The organism is Streptomyces sp. O3 (assembly GCF_054788135.1).
This window is the reverse complement of sequence record NZ_JBTVYK010000076.1, coordinates 1-26,138: the sequence shown is the minus strand read 5'-3', so window position 1 is coordinate 26,138 and position 26,138 is coordinate 1. Positions and strand designations below refer to the sequence as shown.

Annotated in this window: 21 protein-coding genes and 1 other RNA gene; 17 read left to right on the top strand and 5 right to left on the bottom strand. The window is 71.8% G+C overall.

Annotated elements, in window-relative coordinates:
• Positions 1-290 precede the first annotated feature (290 nt).
• Entirely contained in the window at positions 291-1,406 is a 1,116-nt protein-coding gene (prfB, locus tag ACX6XY_RS27765; RefSeq protein WP_460336530.1) for a peptide chain release factor 2, read from the top strand.
• 82 nt (positions 1,407-1,488) lie between these two features.
• On the opposite strand, the gene ACX6XY_RS27760 is transcribed toward prfB, so the two are convergent.
• Both ACX6XY_RS27760 and ACX6XY_RS27755 read right to left on the bottom strand, forming a co-directional pair.
• Positions 1,489-3,720, bottom strand: a complete 2,232-nt coding sequence (locus ACX6XY_RS27760) for a DEAD/DEAH box helicase (protein ID WP_460336527.1) — start codon at positions 3,718-3,720, stop codon at positions 1,489-1,491.
• Between the two features lie 192 nt (positions 3,721-3,912).
• Complete coding sequence (locus ACX6XY_RS27755; RefSeq protein WP_460336524.1) at positions 3,913-4,101, bottom strand: hypothetical protein; 189 nt, start codon at positions 4,099-4,101, stop codon at positions 3,913-3,915.
• A gap of 293 nt (positions 4,102-4,394) precedes the next feature.
• Between ACX6XY_RS27755 and ftsE the strand changes: the two genes are divergently transcribed.
• The 5 genes from ftsE (at position 4,395) to ssrA (ending at position 8,302) form a co-directional block, all read left to right on the top strand.
• Entirely contained in the window at positions 4,395-5,084 is a 690-nt protein-coding gene (gene ftsE / locus ACX6XY_RS27750) for a cell division ATP-binding protein FtsE (protein WP_460336521.1), read from the top strand.
• Between the two features lie 40 nt (positions 5,085-5,124).
• A complete protein-coding gene (gene ftsX / locus ACX6XY_RS27745; protein ID WP_460336518.1) occupies positions 5,125-6,045 on the top strand; it encodes a permease-like cell division protein FtsX in 921 nt (306 codons plus the stop codon).
• A 67-nt stretch (positions 6,046-6,112) separates the two neighbouring features.
• Positions 6,113-7,336, top strand: coding sequence for a S41 family peptidase (locus ACX6XY_RS27740; protein ID WP_460336515.1), 1,224 nt, complete (start codon positions 6,113-6,115; stop codon positions 7,334-7,336).
• An 18-nt stretch (positions 7,337-7,354) separates the two neighbouring features.
• Complete coding sequence (smpB, locus tag ACX6XY_RS27735; RefSeq protein ID WP_460336512.1) at positions 7,355-7,861, top strand: SsrA-binding protein SmpB; 507 nt, start codon at positions 7,355-7,357, stop codon at positions 7,859-7,861.
• A 71-nt stretch (positions 7,862-7,932) separates the two neighbouring features.
• Positions 7,933-8,302: a transfer-messenger RNA gene (gene ssrA / locus ACX6XY_RS27730) on the top strand.
• A gap of 181 nt (positions 8,303-8,483) precedes the next feature.
• Here the strand turns inward: ssrA and ACX6XY_RS27725 are convergent.
• The gene (locus tag ACX6XY_RS27725; RefSeq protein WP_460336509.1) at positions 8,484-9,842 is read right to left on the bottom strand and encodes an MFS transporter; all 1,359 of its coding nucleotides are present in this window, start codon (positions 9,840-9,842) and stop codon (positions 8,484-8,486) included.
• Positions 9,843-9,925: 83 nt separating this feature from the next.
• Here ACX6XY_RS27725 and ACX6XY_RS27720 point away from each other — a divergent pair, with 83 nt between their 5' ends.
• The 10 genes from ACX6XY_RS27720 to ACX6XY_RS27675 all read left to right on the top strand — a co-directional run bounded on the left by ACX6XY_RS27720 (position 9,926) and on the right by ACX6XY_RS27675 (position 23,029).
• Entirely contained in the window at positions 9,926-10,894 is a 969-nt protein-coding gene (locus ACX6XY_RS27720; protein WP_460336506.1) for a LysR family transcriptional regulator, read from the top strand.
• Between the two features lie 223 nt (positions 10,895-11,117).
• On the top strand, positions 11,118-11,933 hold the full coding sequence (locus ACX6XY_RS27715; RefSeq protein WP_460336505.1) for a hypothetical protein: 816 nt from the start codon (positions 11,118-11,120) through the stop codon (positions 11,931-11,933).
• Positions 11,934-11,996: 63 nt separating this feature from the next.
• The gene (locus ACX6XY_RS27710) at positions 11,997-14,099 is read left to right on the top strand and encodes a glycosyltransferase (RefSeq protein ID WP_460336539.1); all 2,103 of its coding nucleotides are present in this window, start codon (positions 11,997-11,999) and stop codon (positions 14,097-14,099) included.
• Between the two features lie 305 nt (positions 14,100-14,404).
• Positions 14,405-15,853 (top strand): acyltransferase family protein, encoded by a 1,449-nt coding sequence (locus ACX6XY_RS27705; RefSeq protein WP_460336536.1) that lies wholly within the window; start codon positions 14,405-14,407, stop codon positions 15,851-15,853.
• Positions 15,854-15,960: 107 nt separating this feature from the next.
• Positions 15,961-16,599 carry a CGNR zinc finger domain-containing protein gene (locus tag ACX6XY_RS27700; RefSeq protein WP_460336533.1) on the top strand — a complete coding sequence of 213 codons (639 nt, stop codon included), beginning with the start codon at positions 15,961-15,963 and terminating at the stop codon, positions 16,597-16,599.
• Positions 16,600-16,679: 80 nt separating this feature from the next.
• A complete protein-coding gene (locus ACX6XY_RS27695) occupies positions 16,680-17,261 on the top strand; it encodes a sigma-70 family RNA polymerase sigma factor (RefSeq protein ID WP_460336502.1) in 582 nt (193 codons plus the stop codon).
• Positions 17,258-18,073, top strand: a complete 816-nt coding sequence (locus ACX6XY_RS27690; protein ID WP_460336499.1) for a zf-HC2 domain-containing protein — start codon at positions 17,258-17,260, stop codon at positions 18,071-18,073. The genes ACX6XY_RS27695 and ACX6XY_RS27690 overlap by 4 nt, the downstream gene beginning before the upstream one ends.
• A 133-nt stretch (positions 18,074-18,206) precedes the next feature.
• On the top strand, positions 18,207-20,645 hold the full coding sequence (locus tag ACX6XY_RS27685) for a HelD family protein (protein WP_460336497.1): 2,439 nt from the start codon (positions 18,207-18,209) through the stop codon (positions 20,643-20,645).
• A 330-nt stretch (positions 20,646-20,975) separates the two neighbouring features.
• Positions 20,976-22,409: a malic enzyme-like NAD(P)-binding protein gene (locus ACX6XY_RS27680; protein ID WP_460336495.1), complete on the top strand. Its 1,434-nt coding sequence runs from the start codon at positions 20,976-20,978 to the stop codon at positions 22,407-22,409.
• A gap of 338 nt (positions 22,410-22,747) precedes the next feature.
• On the top strand, positions 22,748-23,029 hold the full coding sequence (locus ACX6XY_RS27675; protein ID WP_460336493.1) for an HU family DNA-binding protein: 282 nt from the start codon (positions 22,748-22,750) through the stop codon (positions 23,027-23,029).
• Between the two features lie 140 nt (positions 23,030-23,169).
• On the opposite strand, the gene ACX6XY_RS27670 is transcribed toward ACX6XY_RS27675, so the two are convergent.
• Complete coding sequence (locus tag ACX6XY_RS27670) at positions 23,170-23,820, bottom strand: HAD family hydrolase (RefSeq protein WP_460336490.1); 651 nt, start codon at positions 23,818-23,820, stop codon at positions 23,170-23,172.
• A gap of 70 nt (positions 23,821-23,890) precedes the next feature.
• Positions 23,891-24,631 (bottom strand): GntR family transcriptional regulator, encoded by a 741-nt coding sequence (locus ACX6XY_RS27665; RefSeq protein WP_460336487.1) that lies wholly within the window; start codon positions 24,629-24,631, stop codon positions 23,891-23,893.
• A 284-nt stretch (positions 24,632-24,915) separates the two neighbouring features.
• Between ACX6XY_RS27665 and ACX6XY_RS27660 the strand changes: the two genes are divergently transcribed.
• Positions 24,916-26,061, top strand: coding sequence for an extracellular solute-binding protein (locus ACX6XY_RS27660; protein WP_460336484.1), 1,146 nt, complete (start codon positions 24,916-24,918; stop codon positions 26,059-26,061).
• Positions 26,062-26,138 lie beyond the last annotated feature (77 nt).

Below are 26,138 nucleotides of genomic sequence, written 5' to 3'. Positions count from 1 at the left end.
CGTCGCCCTCGGGGCGGCGGCGGTCGCCGTGGCCGCGGGGGTGGGCGTCGGCGGGTGGTTCGTCACCAGCGGCGACGAACCGGACGCCAAGCCTCCGGGCGCTGAGACCTCGGCCCCGGACAGCCCCTGACCGCCTGCCCACCGCCCGCCGACCGCCTGCCCACCGCCCGCCGACCACTCACTGACCGCCGCCGGACAGCCCCCGTGACCGCCGCCGGGCGGGCCCGTGGCCGCCCCCGGACAGACCCCGTGCGGGGATGACCGGTCCGGGTTGCCGTTAGGCTGGTGTCGTGGCAGTCGTCGATGTATCCGAAGAGCTCAAGTCCCTCAGCACGACCATGGCGTCGATCGAGGCCGTCCTGGACCTCGAGAAGATGAGGGCCGACATCGCCGTGCTCGAAGAGCAGGCCGCGGCCCCGTCCCTGTGGGACGACCCGGACGTGGCGCAGAAGGTCACCAGCAAGCTGTCCCATCTCCAGGCCGACGTTCGCAAGGCGGACGCCCTGCGCGCCCGCATCGACGACCTCGGGATCCTCTTCGAGCTCGCCGAGGCCGAGGACGACGCGGACACCCTCGCCGAGGCCGAGTCCGAGCTCGCTGACGTCCGCAAGGCCCTGGACGAGATGGAGGTCCGCACGCTCCTGTCCGGCGAGTACGACGAGCGCGAGGCGCTGGTCACCGTACGGGCCGAAGCGGGCGGCATCGACGCCGCGGACTTCGCCGAGCAGCTCCAGCGGATGTACCTGCGCTGGGCGGAGCGGCACGACTACAAGACCGAGATCTACGAGACCTCGTACGCGGAAGAGGCCGGGATCAAGTCGACCACGTTCGTGATCCACGCCCCGTACGCCTACGGCACCCTCTCCGTCGAGCAGGGCACCCACCGGCTCGTCCGCATTTCGCCCTTCGACAACCAGGGCCGCCGACAGACCTCCTTCGCGGGCGTCGAGGTCCTCCCGGTCGTCGAGCAGACGGACGTCGTGGAGATCCCCGAGAACGACATCCGGGTCGACGTCTACCGCTCCTCGGGACCGGGCGGCCAGTCCGTGAACACCACCGACTCCGCGGTGCGCATCACGCACCTCCCGACCGGCGTCGTCGTCTCCTGCCAGAACGAGAAGTCGCAGATCCAGAACAAGGCGTCCGCGCTGCGCGTCCTCCAGGCCAGGCTCCTGGAGCGGCAGCGCCAGGAGGAGCGGGCCAAGATGGACGCCCTCAAGGGCGACGGCGGCAGCTCCTGGGGCAACCAGATGCGGTCCTACGTCCTGCACCCGTACCAGATGGTCAAGGACCTGCGCACGGAATACGAGGTCGGCAACCCGCAGGCGGTCCTGGACGGCGAGATCGACGGCTTCCTGGAGAAGGGCATCCGCTGGCGCAAGCAGCAGGAGCAGACGGCGAGCTGAGCCCGGCCGCCCAGGCTTCGGGGCTCCGGGCTCCGGGCTCCGGGGATCCGGGATGCCTCAGCCGGACCGCTCGGGCGGCGGTCTAGTCGAGCGGCGCGGCCGTGAGCGAGAGGCGTAGCTGCTCGTCCTCGACGATACGGCGGGCCAGCGCCGCCTCCGAGATGTCGACCGCCTCCGCCACGGACTCGGCGACCTCGCTGCGCCGCGCGTACGCGTCGAAGTCCCGCTGCTTCCGTTTCAGGGCGTCCACGAGCCGCTGGTCCACACTGTCCGTGGCCAGCAGCCGGTGCACCTGCACCCGCCGCACCTGCCCCATCCGGTGCGCGCGGCCGACGGCCTGGGACTCCAGCGCGGGCGTGAGCTGGGGCTCGCAGAGCACGACCACCGAGGCGGCCTGGAGGTTGAGCCCGGTGCCGCCGGTACGGATCTGAGCGAGCAGGACGGCGTGGCCTGGCGCGTGCGTGAACGCGTCGACCAGCGACTGGCGCTGGTCGGCGGCCAGGTCGCCGCTCAGCACCCCGACCACGGAACCGGAGCCGGGCCCAGCGGCAGGATCCGAGCCGTTGATCGCCTGCCGGGCCGTGGACAGCACGTCCAGGAAGGTGGAGAAGACCACCACCTTCAGGTCGTTCTCGGCGGCCTCGGCGACCAGCTCCCGCAGCCGGTTCAGCTTGGCCGAGCGGGCCGGGTCGGCGTACGCGGCGCGGCGCATCGCCATGAAGCTCCCCTCGGCCACCGCCCGCCGATAGGCGGCGCGGTCGCCGTCGGAGAACTCTTCCCACTCGTCGGCGTGGATGACGCCGGGCAGCTCGGTGAGCACGTCCGGCTGGTTGCGGCGCAGGTAGCGGGGGGCCACGGCCGAGCGGAACACGCGGGAGTCGGCGGCGGCGTCCACCTGCCGCATACCGCGCGCCGCCTCCGGGTCGAGGTAGTCGACGAGCGTGCGGAACTCGGCGACGTGGTTCTGCATAGGGGTCCCGGTCAGGAACAGCACCCGGCCCGTGGCCTCGCGCCGCATGAGCGTGAGGACCGATCCGGCGCGCAGGGTCTGCCGGTTCTTGATGTAGTGCGCCTCGTCGACCACGAGCATGCCGAGCGGCAGCCGTTCGGGGATCTCCAGCGTGCGCAGCAGATCGAACGTGGTGACCAGGACGCCGCCGCGCTCCGCCCACGCGTCGCACGCGTCCACGCGGTCGGGGCCGTGCGCGCGGTAGGCGGGCAGTTCGCTGCGGGACTCGATCTCCCGTATCCAGTTGATCAGCACGCCGGCCGGGCAGACCACGAGATGGTGGGCGGCGTCTTCGGCCGCGCGCAGATGCGCCAGCGCGGCGATCGCCTGGATCGTCTTGCCCAGGCCCATCTCGTCGCCGAGCAGCACCCGGCGGCGGGCCAGCGCGAAGCGGGCGCCGAACGCCTGGTAGCCGCGCAGCGACACGTTCAGCAGGGACTCGTCCAGCGGCTGCGCGCGTACCTCGTCGGCCAGGGTGTTCGGGATGAACCCCTCGGTGGACGCGCGGTCCTGCGGCCGGTCCAGGACCCGCGCCAGCAGGGTGTAGTACTCGGCGGCCCTGACCTCGAAGTCCAGCCAGGCCCGGTCCGGTTGTTCGGGCCCCCGCAGCAGGTCCGTCGCCGCCTGGTCGATCGTCAGGCGTACGTCGTCGGCTTCGGCGGCGGCCAGCGCGTCGAGCACCGTGCGCAGTTCGGCCCTGGCCGTGGCCCGCCCCTCCTTGCCCGCGAGCAGCAGCTGCCAGCGTGACCCGGTGGGCCGTGCGCCCTGGATATGCGGCTCCAGGCCCTGCGCGATGCGCTCGGCGACGGCGACGGACGCGCCGATCGCGGGCCCGGCGAGCAGGAGGCGGTTCAGGGACAGGACGAGGTCGGCGTGGCGTGGGTCGTCCTTGGCGTCGACGTCGATCCGTACGGCGACGGCCTCCGTCGTGGCGCGGGCCAACTGCTCGGCGGCGGCGCGGGCCTGGTCCGCGGTCTGGGCCCCGATGCCGGGTACCGCGCGCAGGTCGTACGGCTCGGCGTCCCGTATCTGGCCGACGGATCCGTACCCAGCCCGCGCCAGCGCCGTGACGGCTTCCTCGCGCAACTGACCGCGGGTCACGTCCCGCAGCCGGGCCAGCGGCAGCGCGGCCAGCTCGGCGCGGGTCAGCGTCTCTTCAAGGCCGCCGACGGCCCGGCGTACGTCATCCAGCGCACGCCGGTAGTCCTCGCACACCGCCTGGGCGGCCTGCCGCAACGCGTCGGCTTGCCGCAGTACGGCCCTGGCCCGCTTGCCGAGTGGCACCGACGCGTCTTGTGATCCCACCGCTGCTCGTCCGTTCCCGTCCGCTGTGCTGGCTGACCCGACGCCCCATCGTCGCACCGGACCCGGTCCGCGCAAGGACGGCGAAAAGGAGAAGGAGGGCGAGGGGAGGGGGAAGGTGGGAGGGGGGAGCTCGCTGGGACCGGTGCCGGGGCCCGGAGCTCCGCTCCGGGCCCTTTACACGGTGCGCCCGCGCTACACGGTCTGCGTGGCCAGCAGGGCCAGGGCTCCGATCAGGACCACGAGGAGCGCTATCAGCGCCGCCGGGTTCAGCCCGGCGAAGGGGCCCTGCTGCAGACGCTCGCGGTTGGCCCGGCAGACGGCGCACCGGCCCTGGGCCACAGGCGCGGCGCAGTTCGCGCACACCAGTCGGTCAAAGGTCATGCGCTGCCTCCCTCACGCCTGCACGCGGCACGCCTGGTCTCTTGATGCCCGATGCTCGGTCTCTTAACGCTTGGTCTCCAGGGAACGGTTCCCCTTACCACTGTGCCAGCATTCCAGGATTTCGGCGCGGCCCGTCGCTTCCCGCCCGTTTACGCCCCTTCTCTGTCCTGCGTTGTCATGCATGGTCATGCGTGATACGTCACAAAACACGCAACCCAGGACGCTGACTGCGCCGCGCACGCCCCTTCGCGTAGGGTCACGCTCATCTACCCCCGGCGACCCGTGGTGCACCCGTGATCCGATTCGACAGCGTCTCCAAGAGCTACCCCAAGCAGGCCCGCCCCGCGCTCAGGGACGTCTCCCTGGAGATCGAACGCGGTGAGTTCGTCTTCCTGGTGGGGTCCTCCGGCTCCGGAAAGTCCACCTTCCTGCGGCTGATCCTCCGCGAGGAGCGGGCCAGCCACGGCCAGGTGCACGTCCTGGGCAAGGACCTGGCGCGGCTGTCCAACTGGAAGGTGCCGCACATGCGCCGCCAGCTGGGCACCGTCTTCCAGGACTTCCGGCTGCTGCCCAACAAGACCGTCGGCGAGAACGTCGCCTTCGCTCTCGAGGTGATCGGCAAGCCGCGCGGCACGATCCGCAAGACCGTCCCCGAGGTGCTCGACCTGGTGGGCCTCGGCGGCAAGCAGGACCGTATGCCGGGCGAGCTGTCCGGCGGTGAGCAGCAGCGCGTCGCGATCGCCCGCGCCTTCGTGAACCGTCCCATGCTGCTGATCGCGGACGAACCCACCGGCAACCTCGACCCCCAGACGTCGGTCGGCATCATGAAGCTGCTCGACCGCATCAACCGCACCGGCACCACCGTGGTGATGGCCACCCACGACCAGCAGATCGTGGACCAGATGCGCAAGCGCGTCATCGAGTTGGAGCAGGGCCGCCTGGTCCGCGACCAGTCCCGCGGCGTCTACGGCTACCAGCACTGAGTACCTGCGTACCTGAGTACTGAAAGACTGAAAGGACGCCATGCGCGCCCAGTTCGTCCTGTCGGAGATCGGCGTCGGTCTCCGCCGCAATCTCACGATGACCTTCGCGGTCGTCATCTCCGTCGCGCTCTCACTGGCGCTGTTCGGCGGCTCGCTGCTCATGCGCGACCAGGTGACCACGATGAAGGGTTACTGGTACGACAAGGTCAACGTCGCGATCTACCTGTGCAACAAGACCGACGCGGAGACCGATCCGAACTGCACCAAGGGCGCGGTCACCAAGGAGCAGAAGGAGACCATCCTCACCGAGCTCAACAAGATGGACAGGGTCGTCGAGAAGGTCCAGCACGAGACCAGCGAAGAGGCGTACAAGCACTACAAGGAGCAGTTCGGCGAGACGCCGCTGATCAGTTCGCTCTCTCCGGACCAGATGCAGGAGTCGTACCGGGTCAAGCTGAAGAACCCGGAGGAGTACCAGGTGATCGCCAGCGCGTTCTCGAAGCATCCGGGCGTGCAGTCCGTGGAGGACCAGCGCGAGACCGTGGACAAGCTCTTCGAGGTGCTCAACGTCATGGTCGTGGTGGCGGGCGGCGTCATGGCGCTGATGCTGGTCGTCGCCCTGATCCTGATCGTCAACACGGTGCGGGTGTCGGCCTTCAGCCGCAGGCGCGAGATCGGGATCATGCGGCTGGTGGGCGCGTCCAGCTTCTACATCCAGGTGCCGTTCATCCTGGAGGCGACCCTGGCCGGGCTGTTCGGCGGGCTGATCGCCTGCGGGATGCTGGTGGCCGGGCGGTACTTCCTGGTCGACCACGGCGCGAACCTCGCCGACAAGATGGAGCTGGTCAACTTCATCGACTGGAACGCGGTGCTGACCAAGTTGCCGCTGGTGCTGGCGGTGGGACTGCTGATGCCCGCTATCGCAGCTTTCCTCGCGCTGCGCAAGTACCTGAAGGTGTGACCCTCGTCTAGGGGGCCGTACGGACAACCGCCCGTACGGCGCGCTGTGTTGTCCTAGACTCACCGGCATGTCGGGTTCGGACCTGTTCTCCCGGCCCCGCCGCATCCGCCGCGGGGCGGCCCTGACGTTGGTCTTCGCGGTCGTGCTCGCGACCGGGGCCGCCACCGACTCCTGGGGCGAGCCGGACCCCGGAGCGCCCGGCGGCCCCGCCCGTTCCGCCCCGGCCGCCGACGCCGACGCGGCGCGAGGCACGGGAGACGGGGAAGACGGCGAAGGCTCCGAGGACACCACCGAGCCCGGCAAGGTCGCCGACGCCGCGGCCAGGGCCCTGGCCGACGGAAAGTCCCCCAGCAAGGCCGCCGAGGAGGTCGTCAGCCGCAGCGGCGACCGCTGGGGCTCGGTCTACGACCCCAAGGAGTTCGAGGAGTTCACGGAGGAGCTCGACGGCGAGTTCACCGGGGTGGGGCTGTGGACCAGACTCACCGCCGACGGCCAGGCCGAAGTCGTCCGGGTACAGCGCGACAGCCCCGCGGCCCGCGCCGGGATCGCCGTGGGCGACCGGCTGCGCAGCATCGACGGCGCCTCGCTCAAGGGCCGCACCGCCGAGGAGGTCGTGTCCCTGCTGCGCGGCGCGGCCGCGGACGCCGGGACCCGCGTGAAGCTCGGACTCCTGCGCGGCACGCGCGCGTGGAGCCAGACGCTGCGCCGGGCCCGACTCGAAGCGGAGTCCGTCACCGCGCGGCGGCTGGCCGACGGCCCCTTGCTGATCAAGGTCGCCAAGCTCACCAAGGGAGTCGGCGACCAGGTGCGGGACGTGGTGCGCGACGCCCCGTCGGGCGCCGGGGTCCTGCTCGATCTGCGCGGCAACTCCGGCGGCCTGGTCGCCGAGGCCCAGCAGGTGGCCTCCGTCTTCCTGGACGGCGGCGTGGTGGCGACGTACGGCATACGCGGCAAGCAGCGGGCGCTGCACGCCGAGCCGGGCGGCAGCGCCCGCGGGCCCTTGGTCGTGCTCGTCGACGGCGGCACGATGAGCGCGGCCGAACTGCTCACGGGCGCCCTCCAGGACCGCGGCCGTGCGGTGGTGGTGGGCTCCAGGACCTTCGGCAAGGGCTCGGTGCAGATGCCGAGCCGGCTGCCCGACGGCTCCGTCGCCGAGCTGACCGTCGGCGAGTACCGCACACCGTCCGGGCGCGCCGTCGACGGCCGGGGCATCACCCCCGACCTGGTGGTCGACGAGCGGGCCGAGCAGCGGGCCCGCACGGTATTGAGTGGCCTCGGACCCCCCTCGTAGTGCGAAAATGACAGCACTATGGCAAAGGTAAAGGACCAAAAGGGTCAGAAGGACCAGGGGCGCAAGCTGGTCGCGCAGAACAAGAAGGCGCGGCACGACTACCACATCCTCGACACCTACGAGTGCGGCCTCGTGCTGACCGGGACCGAGGTCAAGTCGCTGCGCATGGGCAGGTCGTCCCTGGTGGACGGGTTCGTGCAGATCGACGGCCACGAGGCCTGGCTGCACAACGTCCATGTGCCCGAGTACGCCCAGGGCACCTGGACCAACCACAGCGCGCGGCGCAAGCGGAAGCTGCTGCTGCACCGCGCCGAGATCGACAAGCTGGAGTCCAAGTCACAGGAGACGGGCCACACGATCGTGCCGCTCGCGCTGTACTTCAAGGACGGCCGGGCCAAGGTCGAGATCGCGCTGGCGAAGGGCAAGAAGGAGTACGACAAGCGGCAGACCCTGCGCGAGAAGCAGGACCGGCGCGAGGCGGACCGTGCGATGTCGGCGGTACGCCGTCAGCAGCGCGGGAAATAGGCTGGCACCCGCGTGCGTCGGTCACGTACGATGGGCACTGCCCCACCAGCGGGGGCTTGAAAAATCAACATGGGGATGATCGGTTTCGACAGCGGATGTCGAAGCAGGGGAAGCGTGTCGAGGAAGCGGCAATGATCTCGTAAACCATATGTCGCAACCAATAATCGCCAATACCAAGCGCGATTCCTTCGCCCTCGCTGCCTAAGTAGCGACCTGCGAAGTGTCAGTCCGGGGGTGTTCCCGACCCGGGTCCTGGCATCATTGAGGGAACTAAACCGCTAAGCCCGGTCACGGGGAGTAGCGGGAAATCAAACAGTGACTGAGCCCGTCGGAGACTTGTTCGCGTGATCTCCGGGGCTGAGAAAATCGCAGCGGACTGCACACGGAGAAGCCCTGGTTCCGCACCGTTGGACGCGGGTTCGATTCCCGCCATCTCCACCATCCCATGTGTGGCCCTGGCCCGCCGAGCACCTCGGCGGGCCAGGGCCTTTTCGTGCGCCGCGCTCGTGCGCCGCGCGCGATGCCGAATTCGGCGGCCGAAGTCTGACTGAGGCTTGAGCAGGGCTCATAAGATGATCGTCTTGCCCTGTGGGCAGGGTCTGGCCGGGGCGGGGCCGGTGGGTCACGTCCTGGTCGGAGTGGGCGGTTCGGTCCGCCGTGCCGGACCCAGCGCGTGCAGCAGCAGCGCGAGGGCGGCCGCGGCCGCCGGGGCCAGGTAGGCCGGGGTCGGGCCCAGGTGTTCCACCGCCCAGCCGCCCGTCGCCGAGCCGCAGGCGATGCCGCCGAGCAGGCCGGTCACGGCGAGGGTCATGCCCTCGTTCAGGCGGCCGTCCGGGGTCAGCCGCTGCACCAGGGCCATGCCGGTGACCATGGTCGGCGCGGTCGCCATCCCGGCGGCCAGCAGCGCACCGGCCAGCAGGAGCAGCGAACCGGCGGACGCGGCGAGCAGCGGCAGCGACAGCAGGGCGGTCATCGCGGCCAGGCACAGCAGCAGACGCCTGGGCAGCGGCCCGGTCAGGCGCAGGGTTCCGTAGAGCAGCCCGGCCGCGCAGGAGCCCGCCGCCTGAAACCCCAGGATCAGGCCCGCGGCCGACGGATGCCCGCGGTCGTCCGCGTACGCCACCGTGACCACCTCCATCGCGCCGAACACCGCGCCGGTGGCGAGGAAGACGGCCAGCAGCGGCGGCATGCCCGGAGCGCGGATCGGGGACCGGGACGCGGCGGTACGCGGCTGGGGCGGGGGCTCGGTGGAACGCTGGGCGGTGAACAGCAGAACGCCGGTCAGCAGCAGGAGCGCCCCGGTCAGGGTGCCCGCCTCCGGGAAGAACGCGGTGCACAGGAACGCGGCCAGCGCCGGGCCGAGCATGAAGCACAGTTCGTCGGCGGCCTGTTCAAAGGAGTTGGCCGTGTGCAGCGCCGGTCCGTCGTCCCCCAGCAGGTGCCGCCAGCGGGCGCGGGACATGCCGCCGGTGTTGGGCGTGGTGGCGGTCGCGGCGTAGCAGACGAAAAGCGTCCAGACCGGTGCGCCCTGGCGGACGCAGAGCACCAGGGCGAGCGAGCCGAGCACGGCCAGGGCGGTCGCGGGCACGGCGATCCTGGCCTGCCCGTACCGGTCGATGAGCCGCGCCGTCCACGGGGCGACCACGGCGGTGGCGGCGAGGCCGGTCGCGACCACCGCACCGGCCAGGGCGTACGAGCCGTGGGCCGCGGCGATCATGATGAGGGCGCTGACGCCGAACATGCCGCTGGGCAGGCGGGCGATGAGGTTGCCGAGGGTGAAGGCGCGCGTCCCCGGTATCCGGAAGAGACGTCGATAGGGACCGACCCGCCCACCGCGTGTGCGGTCGCGCGGAGGCGCGGGCGAGGCCGAGGACGGGGGCGAGGGCGCGGGCGGGGGCGCGGGCGAGGGCGCGGGCGGGGCGGCGATCAGTACGTCTCCGGATACGGCGAGGAAGGGGGGCCGGGTGGGTTCGTCGGGCATGTGATCAGGCTCGCCGCGCACGGTGCACGGGGTCCAACACCTTCTCCGCGCCGATTGACGCACCTGTGTTGTAAATTCTCGCCATGCCCCGCGACATCGAGCCACGCCTGCTGCGCGCCTTCTGCGCCGTCGCCGACGAGCTGCACTTCACGCGCGCGGCCGCGCGCCTGTACGTCGCGCAGCAGGCCCTGAGCCGCGATGTGCGCCGCCTGGAGCGCGAGTTGGGCGTCGAGCTGTTCCTGCGCCACACCCGGCAGGTGGCGCTGACCGAGGACGGCGAGCGGCTGCTGCCGCACGCGCGCCGCGTCCTGCGGGCGCAGGACGCGTTCCTGGACGCGGCCGCCCTGCCGGGCACGCGACCGCTGCTCGTCGACCTGAACAGCCCCGGCCTGTTCGACGAGCGCATCCTGGCGCGAGCCCGCGAACTCGCCCCGGAGTGTGAGCTGATGGCCCGGTACGAGAGCGGGCTGACCTTCGCCGCCGCCGAGATCCTGGCCGGGCGTCTGGACGCGTCCTTCGGGCGGTACGCGGGGCTCGCCCCGGCCCTGCGGGCGGGGCTCGGTCATCGGCCCGTACGGTACGAGCCGATGGCCGTCATCCTGCCCGACGACCACCCGCTGGCCGGGCTCGACGAGGTGCCGCTGGGCCGGCTCGCGGGGGAGAGCGTCTACGCGGGAGCGGGCAACCCGCGCACCCCCGAGTGGACGGACCTGGCCCACGCGCTCTTCGACGGGCGCGGTATCGCCGTCGCGCCGCCCGCGCCCCTGGCGGTGGGGGTCGACGAGTTCCGGCGGCTGATGGCCAAGAACCGGACCCCGGTGCTGGCCGTGGTGGGCTTTCCGGCCATGCCTGGCTGTGTGTCGCGGCCGCTTATCGATCCGGTACCGCTTTCGCCCGTGTCGCTGGTGTGGCGAAAGGGCTTCAGACATGCCGGTATTGATGCGCTATGTTCTGCTGTGTCCGAAATCGGCGAGCGGGAAGGGTGGCTGCGACGCCCGTCAGGAACGTGGGTTCCGGATGAGGATGCACTCATCATGGTGGATTCCGGTTGAGACGTCTGGGCTGAATGTCGTCGCTGTGCGCTACATTCATGGCTTGGGTGCAGTGTGATAAAGGGGGCGCTCGGGCCAGGATGGGGGTCCGGTCCGGCGGTGAGCACCCGGAGCCCGCGCCGCGCCCAAGATGATGGTGATCTGGTAAGTGGGGGTTGGGCGTACAACCGTGGACAACTGGCGAGAAGGTGCCCGTTCCGGGCAGACGCATGATCCTCACGAGGTGACGATCCAGATCGACGGCGCGGGCCGTCAGCTCCAGGACCTGGCACCGGATCACACCACGCAGGACGGCTCCGACGGGCCGGTCTTCGTCGACGAGTCGGGCAGCCGTGGCCGCAGGGTCCGCCGCATAGGCTGGATCGCCGGAATCGTCTGCGCCGTCTACGCCGTGGTGCTCGGCGGCACGCTGATCTCCGGGAACTCCGACGCGCCCTGGATGCCGGGGCTCGGCGGCAAGGAGGAGAAGCCCCCCGCGGGCAAGGTCGAGTCCTCGCCGGAGCCCGAGGCGTCACCGTCCCCGGACGCCAGCACACCGGGGAAGCGGCCGCTCATACCCCGTTCTACGGACGGCGCCGTCGTGCCGCCCGCCGGCGCCGCCGCCCCGTCGGGCGCGGCCGCCAGGCCCGGCGACGAGGCCTCCTCCGGCACGCCGTCCGGCGAGCCGACCGAGGACGGCGCCACCGGGGAACCCGACCCCACGACGACGCCGGACCCGGCCAAGGAGCCCGAGCCGGACCCGACGACGCCGGACCCGACCGAGGACCCCGAGCCGGACCCGGACCCCGAGCCGGACCCCGACCCTGAGCCGGATCCCGAGCCCGAGCCGGACCCGGACCCGGAGCCGGACCCCGACCCCCCTGCGGGCGGCGGCGGCGGAGACGGCGGCGGAGACGGAGGCGGCAGCGGCGGAGACGACACCGGCACCGGCGAGGCCGGCGGCACCGAACAGATCAGCGACACCAGCGACAGCGGTAGTGCGGCACAGTCTTCGGCGACCGAGAGCGCGGCACAGCACCAGGCACCGGAGGACGTGTAACCCATGAGCACCCGCTCCACCCGCGGCGGCGGACGCGACCGCGGTCGTCGCCGTCGGCTGCCGATGCGCTATCTGCTGCCCTCGCTCTTCCTGGTGGCGCTGATGGCGATGCTGATGCTGCGCGGCTATGTGCACAGCGAGATCCTCGCCGACCACCGGGTGCGCCCCCCGGCGGCCAACGACCGCGTGCCGCAGGAGGTGCTCAAGGGCGGCCCGGTGATCGAGGCGCGCTCGGGCGAGCAGCCCAAGGCGCTCAGCGTGCCCGACCACAGACTGGTGCTGACCTTCGACGACGGTCCGGACCCGGAGTGGACCCCGAGAATCCTCGACAAGCTCAAGGAGTACGACGCGAAGGGCGTGTTCTTCGTCACCGGCACCATGGCGTCGCGCTACCCGGACCTGGTCGACCGGATGGTGCGCGAGGGCCACGAGATCGGGCTGCACACCTTCAACCACCCGGACCTCTCCTACCAGTCGCAGCGCCGCATCGACTGGGAGCTGTCCCAGAACCAGCTCACGCTCGCGGGCGCCGCGGGCGTGCACACCTCGCTCTTCCGGCCGCCGTACTCGTCGTACGCGCACGCCTTCGACAACGAGAACTGGCCGGTGACGGAGTACATCGGCTCCCGCGGTTACATCACCGTGGTCAACAACACCGACAGTGAGGACTGGAAGCGCCCCGGCGTCGACAAGATCATCGAGCGGGCGACGCCCACGGGCGGCAAGGGCGCGATCGTGCTCATGCACGACTCGGGCGGCGACCGCTCGCAGACCGTCGCGGCCCTGGACCGCTTCATACCCGACCTCCAGGCCGACGGCTACGAGTTCACCACCCTCACCGCGGCCATGGGCGCGCCGAGCGCGCACACCCCGGTGACCGGGTTCGCGCTGTGGAAGGCCAAGGCGTTCGTCTGGGCGGTCTCCGTGTCGGAGAACGTGACCGACGTCCTGGTGGTCGGCCTCGCCGCGATCGGCGTCCTGGTCATCAGCCGCTTCGGGCTGATGCTGGTGCTGTCCATGGTGCACGCCCGGCGCACCCGGAAGAAGGGCTTCAGCTGGGGAGCGCCGGTCACCGAACCGGTGACGGTGCTGGTACCCGCGTACAACGAGGCCAAGTGCATCGAGAACACGGTGCGCTCGCTGATGGACAGCGACCATCCCATCGAGGTCCTCGTCATCGACGACGGGTCGAGCGACGGCACCGCGCGCATCGTCGAGGACCTGCGGCTGCCGAACGTCCGCGTCATCCGGCAGTACAACGCGGGCAAGCCCGCGGCGCTCAACCGCGGAATCGCCAACGCCCGTTACGACCTGATCGTGATGATGGACGGCGACACCGTCTTCGAGCCGTCCACCGTGCGCGAGCTGGTGCAGCCGTTCGGCGACCACCGGGTCGGCGCGGTCGCGGGCAACGCCAAGGTCGGCAACAAGGACTCGCTGATCGGCGCCTGGCAGCACATCGAGTATGTGATGGGCTTCAACCTCGACCGCCGGATGTACGACGTCCTGCGCTGTATGCCCACCATTCCGGGCGCGGTCGGCGCGTTCCGGCGCAGCGCGCTGGAGCGGGTCGGCGGCATGAGCGAGGACACCCTCGCCGAGGACACCGACATCACCATGGCCATGCACCGCGACGGCTGGCGGGTGGTGTACGCGGAGAACGCGCGCGCGTGGACCGAGGCGCCGGAGACCGTGCAGCAGCTGTGGTCCCAGCGCTACCGCTGGTCGTACGGCACGATGCAGGCGATCTGGAAGCACCGCCGCGCCCTCGTCGAGCGCGGCCCGTCCGGGCGCTTCGGCCGGGTCGGACTCCCGCTGGTCTCCCTCTTCATGGTCCTGGCGCCGCTGCTCGCGCCGCTCATCGACGTCTTCCTCCTGTACGGGCTGATCTTCGGCCCGACCGGCAAGACCGTGCTGGCCTGGCTGGGCGTGCTCGCCATCCAGGCGGTCTGCGCGCTCTACGCCTTCCGTCTCGACCGGGAGAAGCTGACCCATCTGATCTCGCTGCCGCTTCAGCAGATCCTGTACCGGCAGCTGATGTACGTGGTCCTGCTCCAGTCCTGGATCACCGCGCTCACCGGCGGCCGCCTGCGCTGGCAGAAGCTCCGGCGCACGGGCGCGGTGGGATCGGCCCCCGTGGGCCGGGAACGGAGGCCGGTCGCATGACGACACCGCCTTACGGAAGCGACGGCGACTGGCCGCGGCGGCTTTCCCCGGACCCTTACGCGGGGTCCGAGCCGCAGACCGGCGGCGACGGGTACGAGGGGTACGACGGGTACGAGGCGTACGCGCGCGGCGACGCGCAGGAGGGGTACGCGGGCGGTGACGTGGACGGGGGGTACGCGGGCGGTGACCCGTTCGCGGCGACGGACCCGCAGGCGAGTTTCGACGCCTTCGCGCCACGCCAGCCGCAGGCGGGTCGCCCTCCGCTCGGCGGCCCGCAGGCGTACGCCGCCTCGGCCGACGCCTTCATGGCGCCCGACCCGTATGCGGCCCCCGACCCGCACGGGGCAGGCGGCGCGCAGGTTCCGCCCGAGGGGTACGTACGGTCCGACGTGTTCGCCCGGCGCGACGCGTCCGCGCGGCCCGGAGCGTTCACGGAGCACCAGGCCGCCGCCGGGCCCGCGTACGGCTCGGCGTACCCCGCACCGCCGGAGCGGGAGACGGCGCCGGCGTCGGCCACGGCGACAGCCGCCGGCGAGCGGACCGCCGAAGCGAAGACGGGCGGGGACGCCGCGTCCCCCTCCTGGGCGGAGGGCAAGAAGGCGTCGGGCCGCGACCGCTACCTCGACCTGCTGCGCTCCCTCGCCCTGGTCCGGGTCGTCGTCTACCACGTCTTCGGCTGGGCCTGGCTGACGATCCTCTTCCCGTCCATGGGCGTGATGTTCGCGCTCGCGGGCTCCCTGATGGCGCGCTCGCTGAACCGCCCCGCGCTGGGCGTGATCCGCGGCCGTATCCGCCGACTGCTGCCCCCGGTGTGGGTGTTCGGCGCCGTCGCCGTGCCGCTGATGTTCCTCAGCGGCTGGCAGCCCGCCAAACAGCTCGGCGGCACCTGGCTGATCGAACTGTTCACCTACGTGGTGCCGTTCGGGGCCCCGCCCTACCCCTGGAGCACCGACCCGGTCCCCGGCGTCGGCTGGCTCTCGGACAGCTGGGCGGTGCAGGCGGCCGGACCGCTCTGGTACATCCGCGCGTACCTGTGGTTCGTGATCGCCTCGCCGCTGCTGCTGTGGGCGTTCCGCAAGGCGCCGTGGGCGACGCTGCTCGCACCGCTCGCGCTGACGGCGGTCGTCGGCACCGGCCTGGCGGAGATACCCGGCGAGACCGGCCGCGCGATCACCGACTTCGCGGTCTACGGCGCCTGCTGGGTGCTCGGCTTCGCCCACCAGGACGGCCTGCTCAAGAAGGTGCCCCGCTATCTGGCGGTCTCCTGCGCGGCCCTGGTGATGGCCTTCGGGCTGTGGTGGGCCTCGGGCCACCTGGGCCCGGACGGCTGGGACCTGAACGACATCCCGCTGGCCCAGGCCACCTGGTCCTTCGGGTTCGTGGTGATCCTGCTCCAGTACTCGCCGTCCTGGCAGGAACTGCCGGGCAAGCTCGCCCAGTTCGACAAGCTGGTCACGCTCTCCAACAACCGCGCGGTCACCATCTACCTCTGGCACAACGCGCTGGTCATGGCGACGATCCCGCTCCTCGACCCACTGTGGCGCATCCCGATCGTCTACCAGGAGTTCGGGACGGCCTTCGCCGAGACGTACAACATCTGGATGTTCGTCCTGGTCTGGCCGCTGATCGGGCTGACCATCCTGGCCGTCGGCTGGATCGAGGACCTGGCCGCCCAGCGCAAGCCCCGCCTCTGGCCGGACGGCACACAGCGCCGGGGCAGACGCGCCGGCGCACGAGGTTCCGGCGGCCGCTGACGCGGGCGGGGCGAACTCGCGGGCGACCGCCGGGTTCCCGGCGGGGCGTCGGAAGGGCACTCTGGGGGTGTTGGTCATGGGTGACCCCACGAGGCGGTGACGCGCGCATGGCGGCGGGCAGTGTTTCGTCCGGCTACGTTTCGTCCGCATCCGACTACGGCCTGCGGTTCGGCTCCGGGCGGGCCTGCCTGGACCTGCTGGCCACCGCGCATCCCGAGGAACGGCTCGACGCCCCCGACCGTTTGCGCGCCTGGCTGGTGGGGGCGGGCCTGGTGCCCGACGGCGCCCGGCTCGGGCGGGTGGACGCCGTGTGCGTCGCGGCGTTCCGGGAGCTGCGCGGTGACGTGGGGCGGCTGGTGCGCGGCGCGGCGGCGGGCGGCGTCGCCGTGACGCCCGACGCCGCGCTGGTACGGCTCAACGCGCTCGCCGCCGCCGCGCCGCCCGTGCCGCGCGCCGTGCGGGCCGCCGACGGGACGCTCGTACGGGCGCTGGATCCGGACCCCGCGGGCCCGGCCCTGCTGTCGGCCGTCGCCAGGGACGCGGTCGAGCTGCTCACCGACCCGGTGGCGCGGTCCCGTATCCGCCAGTGCGAAGGGGACCACTGCCCGCTGGTCTACCTGGACACCTCGCGCGGACGGCGTCGCCGCTGGTGCTCCAGCGAGGTGTGCGGCAACCGCGAGCGCGTGGCCAGGCACCGTCGCCGTACGGCCCCGACGGCCCCGACGGCCGGGTCGGGACAGGGCTGAACAGATCGCGCACGGCGCACGTACGTATCCGGTGTGAGCCAGGACGTGGGGGAGCCCCCGTCGAAACGGGGACACCGGAGGTGCGCGTGCGCAAGGATTCCGCCGTGGCCGATGACCGAACTCGGCGCGCCCGGCACCGGATGCGGCAACCGCCGGGCCCCGACGAGGAGTTGATGCGCGCGCTCTACCGCGAGCACGCCGGTCCGCTGCTCGGGTATGTGCTGCGGCTGGTGGCGGGCGACCGGCAGCGGGCCGAGGACGTCGTCCAGGAGACCCTGATCAGGGCCTGGAAGAACGCGAGTCAGCTGAACCGTGCGACCGGCTCGGTACGGCCCTGGCTGGTCACCGTGGCGCGGCGTATCGTGATCGACGGCCACCGCAGCCGGAAAGCCCGGCCGCAGGAGGTCGACCCCGCACCCCTGGAGGTCATCCCCGCGGAGGACGAGATCGACAAGGCGCTATGGCTGATGACACTCTCCGACGCGCTGGAGGATTTGACGCCCGCGCACCGGGAAGTCCTCGTGGAGACGTATTTCAAGGGACGTACGGTCAACGAGGCGGCCCAGACGCTCGGCATACCCAGCGGTACGGTCCGCTCCAGGGTGTTCTACGCGCTGCGTGCCATGAAGCTGGCACTGGAGGAGCGGGGGGTGCGGGCGTGACGGCCTTCGGGGCGGACGACGCGTTCGGCGCGCACGAGGTGCACGAGGCGGTCGGCGCCTACGCGCTCGGCGTGCTCGACGACGCGGAAGTCCGGGCGTTCGAGGAGCATCTGGCTGACTGTCAGCTCTGCGCGGAGCGGCTGCGGGAGCTGTCCGGGATGGAGCCGATGCTCGCCGCGCTCGCGGAGCTGCCCCCGCAACGGTCGCCCACAGCCCAGGCGGGCGAGTGGCCGCCGCCCCCGCGAGAGCGGGACGGCCCCGTGGCGGGTCCCAGTACGCGGCTCCTGGACAACCTCGTCGGCGAGGTCTCCAGGCGGCGGTCGGCCAAGCGGCGGCGCGGCCTGGCGCTGGCGGCCGCCGCGGCGCTGCTGATGGTCGGCGGCCCGGTGGCGGTGGTGGCGGCGACCGGTGAGGACGGCGACGGCGGCGGCCGCCCCCCGGCGGCCAGTTCCGCCGCGGACGCGGTGTTCCGGCAGCTGGACGACAAGGTGCGGGCCACCGACCCCGCGACGGGGGTCAGCGCGGCGGTCGGCGTCGAGGAGAAGAGCTGGGGCACCCGAGCCGTGCTCGAACTCAAGAACGTCAAGGGGCCGCTCAAGTGCTCCCTGATCGCCGTCGGCAAGAACGGCGAAGAGGAGACGATGACGTCCTGGGCGGTGCCCGCGTGGGGGTACGGCATCGAGGACGGCCCGAACGACTGGTCGCGTAAGCCGCTGTACGTGCAGGGCGGCGCGGCGATGGACCGCGCCGACATCGACCGCTTCGAGGTGCGGACCTTCGACGGCGAGCGACTGGTCGACGTGCGGGCCTGAGCGGGTCACAGGCCTGAGCGGGGTCACAGGCCTGAGCGGGGTCACGGGCGCCGCCGGGTGCGCGGCGAGGTCCCCGTCGCGTACGGTGGACGGCTGCCCGGCACGGGCGGCAGCGCATCAGAAGGGACCCCCGGTGGCCGACGTACGCGACCGTGAGATCAGCGTCGAGCAGGAGCACCTGGACCAGGTGTACCGACGCCTTGAGGAGAAGATCCACGAGGCCGAGTTCCTGATGCACGACGCCGCGAAGCGCGGTCAGGTCGGGACTCCCGGCGCGCTCGCCGAGCGCGACGCGCAGGTGTTCCGGGCGGGCGTCCATCTCAACCGGCTGAACAGCGAGTTCGAGGACTTCCTGTTCGGCCGGATCGACCTGCTGCTCGGCAAGGACGGCAAGAAGGGGCCGGACGGCGCGTACACCTCGGTGGAGCCCGCCGACGACGCGGTACGCCCCGACAACAGCGCCGAGATCGCCGAGACCCTGCACATCGGCCGGATCGGCGTCCTGGACGCGGAGTTCGCGCCGCTGGTCATCGACTGGCGGGCGCCCGCCGCGGCCCCCTTCTACCGGTCCACGCCGGTGGATCCCGGCCGGGTGGTGCGCCGCCGGGTCATCCGCTCCAAGGGGCGCAAGGTGCTCGGCGTCGAGGACGACCTGATGCGCCCGGAGCTGACCGCGACGCTGGACGGAGCGCCGCTGCCGGTGATCGGCGACGGCGCGCTGATGGCCGCGCTCGGGCAGGCCCGCGGCCACACGATGCGGGACATCGTCGCCTCCATCCAGGCCGAGCAGGACAAGGTCATCCGGGCCCCCGCCGCGTCCGTGACGTACGTCGAGGGCGGGCCCGGCACCGGCAAGACCGCGGTGGCCCTGCACCGCGCGGCGTATCTGCTCTACCAGGACCGCCGCCGGTACGCGGGCGGCATCCTCATCGTCTCCCCGACGCCCCTCCTGGTCGCCTACACCGAGGGCGTGCTGCCCTCGCTCGGCGAGGAGGGCCAGGTCGCCATCCGCGCGGTCGGCTCGCTGGTCGACGGCGCGGAGGCCACGCTGTACGACGCCCCCGCGGTGGCCCGCGTCAAGGGCTCGGCCCGGATGCTCAAGGTCCTGCGCAGGGCGGCACGCGGCGCGCTGGAGCCGACCCGGCCGCGGGACGCGACGGCGTCCCCGCGCGGGGCGCGCACAGGGCGGCGCGGCACGGGGGCGGGGTCCGCGCCGCCGAGCGGGCAGCTCGCCTTCGGCGAGGACGCCGGGCCGCCCGCGCAGGCCGCTGGCGTGGACACCGCCTTGGCCGGGACGGCCGCCACGGGCGGTGGCATGGACGGCCCGCCCACCCGCCTTCGTGTCGTCGCCTTCGGGCGGCGGATCGAACTGGAGGCCGACGAGCTGGCCCGTATCCGGCGGGCCGCGCTCAGCGGGACCGCCCCGGTCAACCTGCTCCGCCCGCGCGCCCGCAGGCTGCTGCTCGACGCCCTGTGGGCGCGGTCCGGCGCGGCGAACCGGCACGCCGACCCGGAGCTGGCCGCCGAGCTCAGGTCGGCGTTCGACGAGGACGTCACCGGAGACGACGGCTTCCTCCGCTTCCTGGACGCCTGGTGGCCGGAGCTGACCCCGCGCGGGGTGCTGGCCGCGATGGCCGACGAGAAGCGGCTCGCCGCCTGGTCGCGGCGGGTGCTCAATCCGGGCGAGGTGCGCCGGGTCGCCCGCTCGCTGAGGCGCGAGGGCCTGTCCGTACACGATGTGGCGCTGCTCGACGAGCTGGGCGCGATCCTCGGCACGCCGCCCAAGCCGCGCAAGAAGCGGGAGCTGGACCCGCTGGACCAGCTCACCGGACTGGACGAGCTGATGCCGGTACGCGAGGAGACCCAGCGCGAGCGCGCCGAGCGGCTCGCCGAAGAGCGTACGGAGTACACCCACGTCATCGTGGACGAGGCGCAGGACCTCACGCCCATGCAGTGGCGGATGGTCGGCCGCCGGGGCCGGCACGCCACCTGGACCGTGGTCGGCGACCCCGCCCAGTCGTCCTGGTCCGACCCGGACGAGGCGGCCGAGGCCCGTGACGAGGCGCTCGGCGCCCGGCCGCGCCGGCGCTTCACGCTCACCGTGAACTACCGCAACCCCTCCGAGATCGCCGAGCTGGCCGCGAAGGTCCTCGCCCTCGCGATGCCCGGCAGCCCGTCCCCGAAGGCGGTGCGCTCGACCGGGGTACGGCCCCGGTTCGCGGTCGCCGATGGCCGGGACCTGGCGGACGCCGTGCGCGCCGAGGCCCAGCGGCTGCTGGACGCCGTGGACGGCACCGTCGGCGTGGTGGTCGCGATGCACCGCCGCGAGGAGGCCGCGCGCTGGCTGCGGGGACTCGGCGAGCGGGTCGTCGCGCTCGGCAGCCTGGAGGCCAAGGGCCTGGAGTACGACGCCACGCTCGTGGTCTCGCCCGCCGAGATCGCCGACGAGTCGCCGTCGGGCCTGCGGGTGCTGTACGTGGCGCTGACCCGCGCGACCCAGCAGCTGACCGTGGTCTCCGGGGAGCGCGACGAGGCGGACGCCCAGGGCGTGCCCGACCTCCTGCGGGACTGACGCGGCGGGATTGCCTTACGGAGAACGTTTGTTACCGTTGACGTGGCACCGGCCCGATCCAAGCCCCCGGGCCCAACCTTCGTCGCTTAGAGCGACCACTTGCCGCGAGGCGAGCATGGCGGGTCGGTGTCACTCACGTACGAAAAGGTCCGCGTCACCCCGTGACGCGGACCTTTTCGTTGTGCGTGCGGGCCACTTCTCGTATGGTGGAAGAAGTTTTCCAAAAAGCAGGGAACAAAACGTTCTCAATCCGGGGCGGCTACCACGTACCAGGCGGTAGGTGCGACGATCGGATGACGCACGTGACACAAGGTGAAAGAGGAAGTCGGCATGGCAACGGCGCCCAGCGTGTCCTACTCGATGACGGTCCGGCTGGAGGTGCCCGCGAGCGGGACCGCGGTCTCGCAGCTCACCACGGCCGTCGAGTCCTCCGGGGGATCCGTCACCGGCCTCGACGTCACCGCGTCGGGCCACGAGCGGCTCCGTATCGACGTCACCATCGCCGCGACCTCCACCGCGCACGCGGACGAGATCGTCGAGAAGCTGCACGCCGTCGAGGGCGTCACGCTCGGTAAGGTCTCGGACCGTACGTTCCTGATGCACCTCGGCGGCAAGATCGAGATGGCGTCCAAGCACCCCATCCGCAACCGCGACGACCTCTCCATGATCTACACCCCCGGCGTCGCCCGTGTGTGCATGGCGATCGCCGAGAATCCCGAGGACGCCCGCCGCCTCACCATCAAGCGCAACTCCGTTGCGGTCGTGACGGACGGCTCCGCCGTGCTGGGTCTCGGCAACATCGGCCCGAAGGCCGCGCTGCCCGTCATGGAGGGCAAGGCGGCCCTCTTCAAGCGCTTCGCGGGCATCGACGCCTGGCCGATCTGCCTGGACACCCAGGACACCGACGCGATCGTCGAGATCGTCAAGGCGATCGCCCCCGGCTTCGCCGGGATCAACCTGGAGGACATCTCCGCGCCGCGCTGCTTCGAGATCGAGGCGCGGCTGCGCGAGGCCCTGGACATCCCCGTCTTCCACGACGACCAGCACGGCACCGCGATCGTCGTACTCGCCGCGCTGACCAACGCGCTGCGCGTGGTCGGCAAGGCGATCGGGGACGTACGGGTCGTCATGTCCGGCGCGGGCGCGGCCGGCACGGCCATCCTCAAACTGCTGCTCGCGGCCGGCGTCGAGCACGCCGTGGTCGCCGACATCCACGGCGTGGTGCACTCCGCCCGCGCGGACCTGGTGGACGCCGCCGAGGACTCGCCGCTGCGCTGGATCGCCGACAACACCAACCCCGAAGGCGTCACCGGCACGCTCAAGGAGGCGGTCGTCGGCGCCGACGTCTTCATCGGCGTATCGGCGCCGAACGTCCTGGACGGCGGCGATGTCGCGGCCATGGCGGACGACGCCGTGGTGTTCGCGCTCGCGAACCCGGACCCGGAGGTCGACCCGGCCGTGGCACGCCAGACGGCGGCAGTCGTGGCCACCGGGCGCTCGGATTTCCCGAACCAGATCAACAACGTCCTGGTGTTCCCCGGCGTGTTCCGCGGCCTGCTCGACGCCCAGTCGCGCACCGTCGACACCGGCATGATGCTGGCCGCGGCGAGCGCGCTGGCCGACGTCGTCACCGAAGACGAGCTGAACGCCAACTACGTGATCCCCAGCGTCTTCAACGACACGGTCGCCGGGGCCGTCGCCGGGGCGGTGCGCAACGCCGCCAAGGCCGTCGGCAACGGCGCTGTGACCACGGCCACGAACTGACGCGGCGCGTCGTGGAACCCGCCGCGCCCGAGAGCACTCTAGGGTGGCGGGAACCACGCCCATGGAAGCCCTGCGGTCCGCTGCCGGGAGCCGACGGAGCGTCACCATTTCGAGGCACTCGCCTGGCGGATGGGCGCTGTTCGTGTGACTCCTCAGGGTGCCGGATTGGCTTTCCCGCCGCAGGTGGGGGCAGGATGCGTCTCTGGGCGCGAGGGTCCGACGACGGACCCGGGTCCGGGGACCGCCAAGGACCCTGGCAGCATCGGCTTCGCTGTGCCCGGTATGCGGCTTAGCCGCGTGGCACGCCTCAACAGCAAGAAGGACACGGGAGTACAAACATGAACCGCAGTGAGCTGGTGGCCGCGCTGGCCGACCGCGCCGAGGTGACCCGTAAGGACGCCGACGCCGTGCTGGCCGCGCTCGCCGAGGCCGTCGGCGAGGTCGTCGCCAAGGGCGACGAGAAGGTCACCATCCCCGGCTTCCTCACCTTCGAGCGCACCCACCGTGCCGCTCGTACGGCGCGTAACCCGCAGACCGGTGAGCCGATCGAGATCCCGGCCGGCTACAGCGTGAAGGTCTCCGCGGGCTCGAAGCTCAAGGAAGCGGCCAAGGGCAAGTAAGCGGCCCAGGGCGGACAAGCCCGGCAGTCGTGCGCGAGGGCGGTCCCGGTCTCCGGGGCCGCCCTCGCCGTGTCCGCTCGTGCCTGCTCGCGGCGCCTGCTCGCCGTGTACGGGGCCGGGCGCACGCCGCCCGGCCGGGCTCACACGTGGCTGGGTGCCAGGTCCGCCTCCGTCAGGGACGTGACGATGACCGTGCGGGGGCCCGGCACTATGCCGGGGACCGAGGGGACCGCCAGCAGGCGGCAGCCGGCGGCCAGGGCCGCGGCCGCGCCGGTGGGCGTGTCCTCGACCGCGAGGCAGTCCGCGGCGGCGACGCCCAGCGCGGCCGCCGCCGCCAGGTAGGGGTCCGGGTGCGGCTTGCCGCGCGGCGTCTCGCCGGAGGCCACCGACGTGTCGAAGCGGTGCCGCCCCAGGGCGTCCAGCACCAGGTCGGCGACATGCCGCTCGGACGCGGTCACCAGCGCCGTCGGAATCCCCAGCGCCCTGGCCCGGTCGAGCAGCCGCAGCGCGCCCGGCTGGACGGTCACCCCGGCCGCGACCCGCGCGGTGAACTCCCTGTCGAGGCGCGTGTGCGCCTCGACCGCCGTCAGGGCGGTCAGGCCGCCGCGTACGAGCTGCTCGGCCGCGTCGGCCACCGCGGCGCCCGCGAACGGCGCGAGCGTGCCCGCGTCCGCCGGTGAGCCCTGCGCGCGCAGGAACCCGGCGACGGTGTCCAGCCAGGCGTGCTCGGTGTCGACGAGGGTGCCGTCCATGTCGCACAGCAGGGCGGCGGGGCGGGGAAGGGGGTTCATACGACTCGCTGTTCCTAGTACCTAGTTCTTGGTCCCTGGTTCCCGGCTCCCGGTTTCCGGTTCCCGGAGGTCACTCGGGGGAGGTGCGGACCAGGGGGTTGGCCTGCACCGAGTTGCGGACGGTGAAGACGACCGAGCCCGGCTTGTAGCGGTCGTCCGAGGTCTCGACGGGACGTCCTTCGGCGGTGGTGGTGGTACGCCGCACCCGCAGCAGCGGCGAGCCCCGGCGCACCGCCAACTCCCGTGCGTCCGTGGTCCCGGCCGCGACCGCGTCGAGGTGGTGCTCGCCGTGACACATCACCAGGCCGACGTCCTCGTACAGGCTCTGGGTCACCGACTCGCAGTCGTCCGGGAGCCGTTCGACGACGGCGGCCGCCCACCCCGCGTACGCCGTGCGCTCCAGGAGCACCGGCTCGCCGTCCAGGGTGCGCACCCGCAGCACGTGCAACACCTCGTCGCCGGGCGCGACTTGCAGCAGCGCGGCCTGCTCCTCGGTCGCCTTCGCGCGGTCCGAGCGCAGCACCAGACCGCCGGGGGCGCGGCCGCCGGCCCTGGCCCACTGCGCGAAGCTGCGCAGCTCGGTGAAGGACTGGCTGGGCGTGGTCGCCAGGACCACCCGGCGCGCGCCCTGCCGGGAGCCGATCAGACCCTCGGACTGGAGCGTGCCGAAGGCCTGCCGGAGCGTGCCGCGGGACACGCCGTGGGCCGCGGCCAGCTCGGACTCGGACGGCAACGCGGAGCCCACCGGATAGGTGCCCGCGGCGATGGCGTGCCGCAGTTCTTCGGCGATCTGCTGGTGCCGTCGGGTCACGTCTCTCCTCGCGCCGTCATCGGATGCGGCTCTGATCATGTCATCTGTACGCGGTGGTCCGCATCCCTCACTCTGTGCGCAACCCTTCAGTACGGCCGGAGTGCGGACTCTGCGCCTTACCGCTTTTACCGGAAGGTAAACCTACGGGATGATAACGCTTCTGACCTGCGCTTTTCCTATCTCCAGGGGTTTACCTCACGGCTACTTTGCTGTTAGCTTCGGCTGGCTTACTGACGATGGCTTGTCCAGACAGGTGGCTCGCCGAAGACCCAGGAGTATGCATCGTGAAGGCACACCATCCCCGCCGCGTCCTGACCGCCGCGGCCATCGCCGGCCTCACCGCCGTGGTGGCCACCGGCTGTGGTTCCGCACCCGAGAACGACGCGAAGGACAGCAAGGCCGCGACGGCCGAGTCGGCCGCGGACCTCGGCGGTATGGAGAAGCTCGTCGAGGCGGCGGAGAAGGAGGGCAAGCTCAACGTCTACGCCCTCGCGCCGGACTGGGCGAACTACGGCGAGATGATCGCGGCCTTCGAGAAGAAGTACGACATCGAGGTCAACAACGAGGATCCGGGCGGCTCCAGCCAGGGCGCGCTGAACGCGGCGGCCAAGCGCAAGGGCCAGACCCGCGCCGTCGACGCGCTGGACCTCGGCACCTCGTACATGCAGGAGGCCAAGAAGCAGGACCTCCTCGCCCCGTACAAGGTCCAGGGCTGGGACGACATCCCGGACGCGCAGAAGCAGGCCGACGCCTCCTTCATGAACAACTACGGCGGTTACATCTCCATCGGCTGCGACGCCAGCGCGGTCAAGAACTGCCCCGAGACGTTCAAGGACCTGCTCAAGCCGGAGTACAAGAACAAGGTCGCCCTCAACGGCGACCCGACGGAGTCCGGCTCCGCGCTGGCCGTCGTGATCGCCGCGGCGCTGTCCAACGGCGGCTCCCTGGACGACGTCCAGCCCGGCCTGGACTTCTTCCAGGAGCTGAAGAAGAAGGGCAACTTCGTCCCCGCGAAGTCGACCCTCGCCACCATCCAGCAGGGCGAGACCCCGATCTCGATCGACTGGGACTACCTCAACCTCGGCTATGGCGAGAAGCTCAAGGCCAAGGGCGTCGACTGGCAGGTCGCCGTGCCCTCCGACGGCCTGTACTCGCGCTACTACAACCAGGGCGTCAACAAGCACGCCCCGCACCCGGCGGCCGCCCGCCTGTGGCTGGAGTTCATCTACAGCCCCGAGGGCCAGAACATCTGGCTCAAGGGCTTCTCGCGTCCCGCCCTGCTCGACAAGATGAAGCAGGACGGCACCGCCGACAAGGCCGCCGTCGCCAAGATCCCCGAGGTCGACGGCACCGCGCAGGCCCCGACCGAGGCCCAGGAAGCCAAGGCCAAGGAGAAGGTCGTCCAGGGCTGGGGCAAGGCGGTCAGCTAAGCATGCCCATGCCCGACAAGACCGCACCCCCCGCCGCGGCGGACCCGTCCCTGTCGCTTATACACAACTCCGACGAG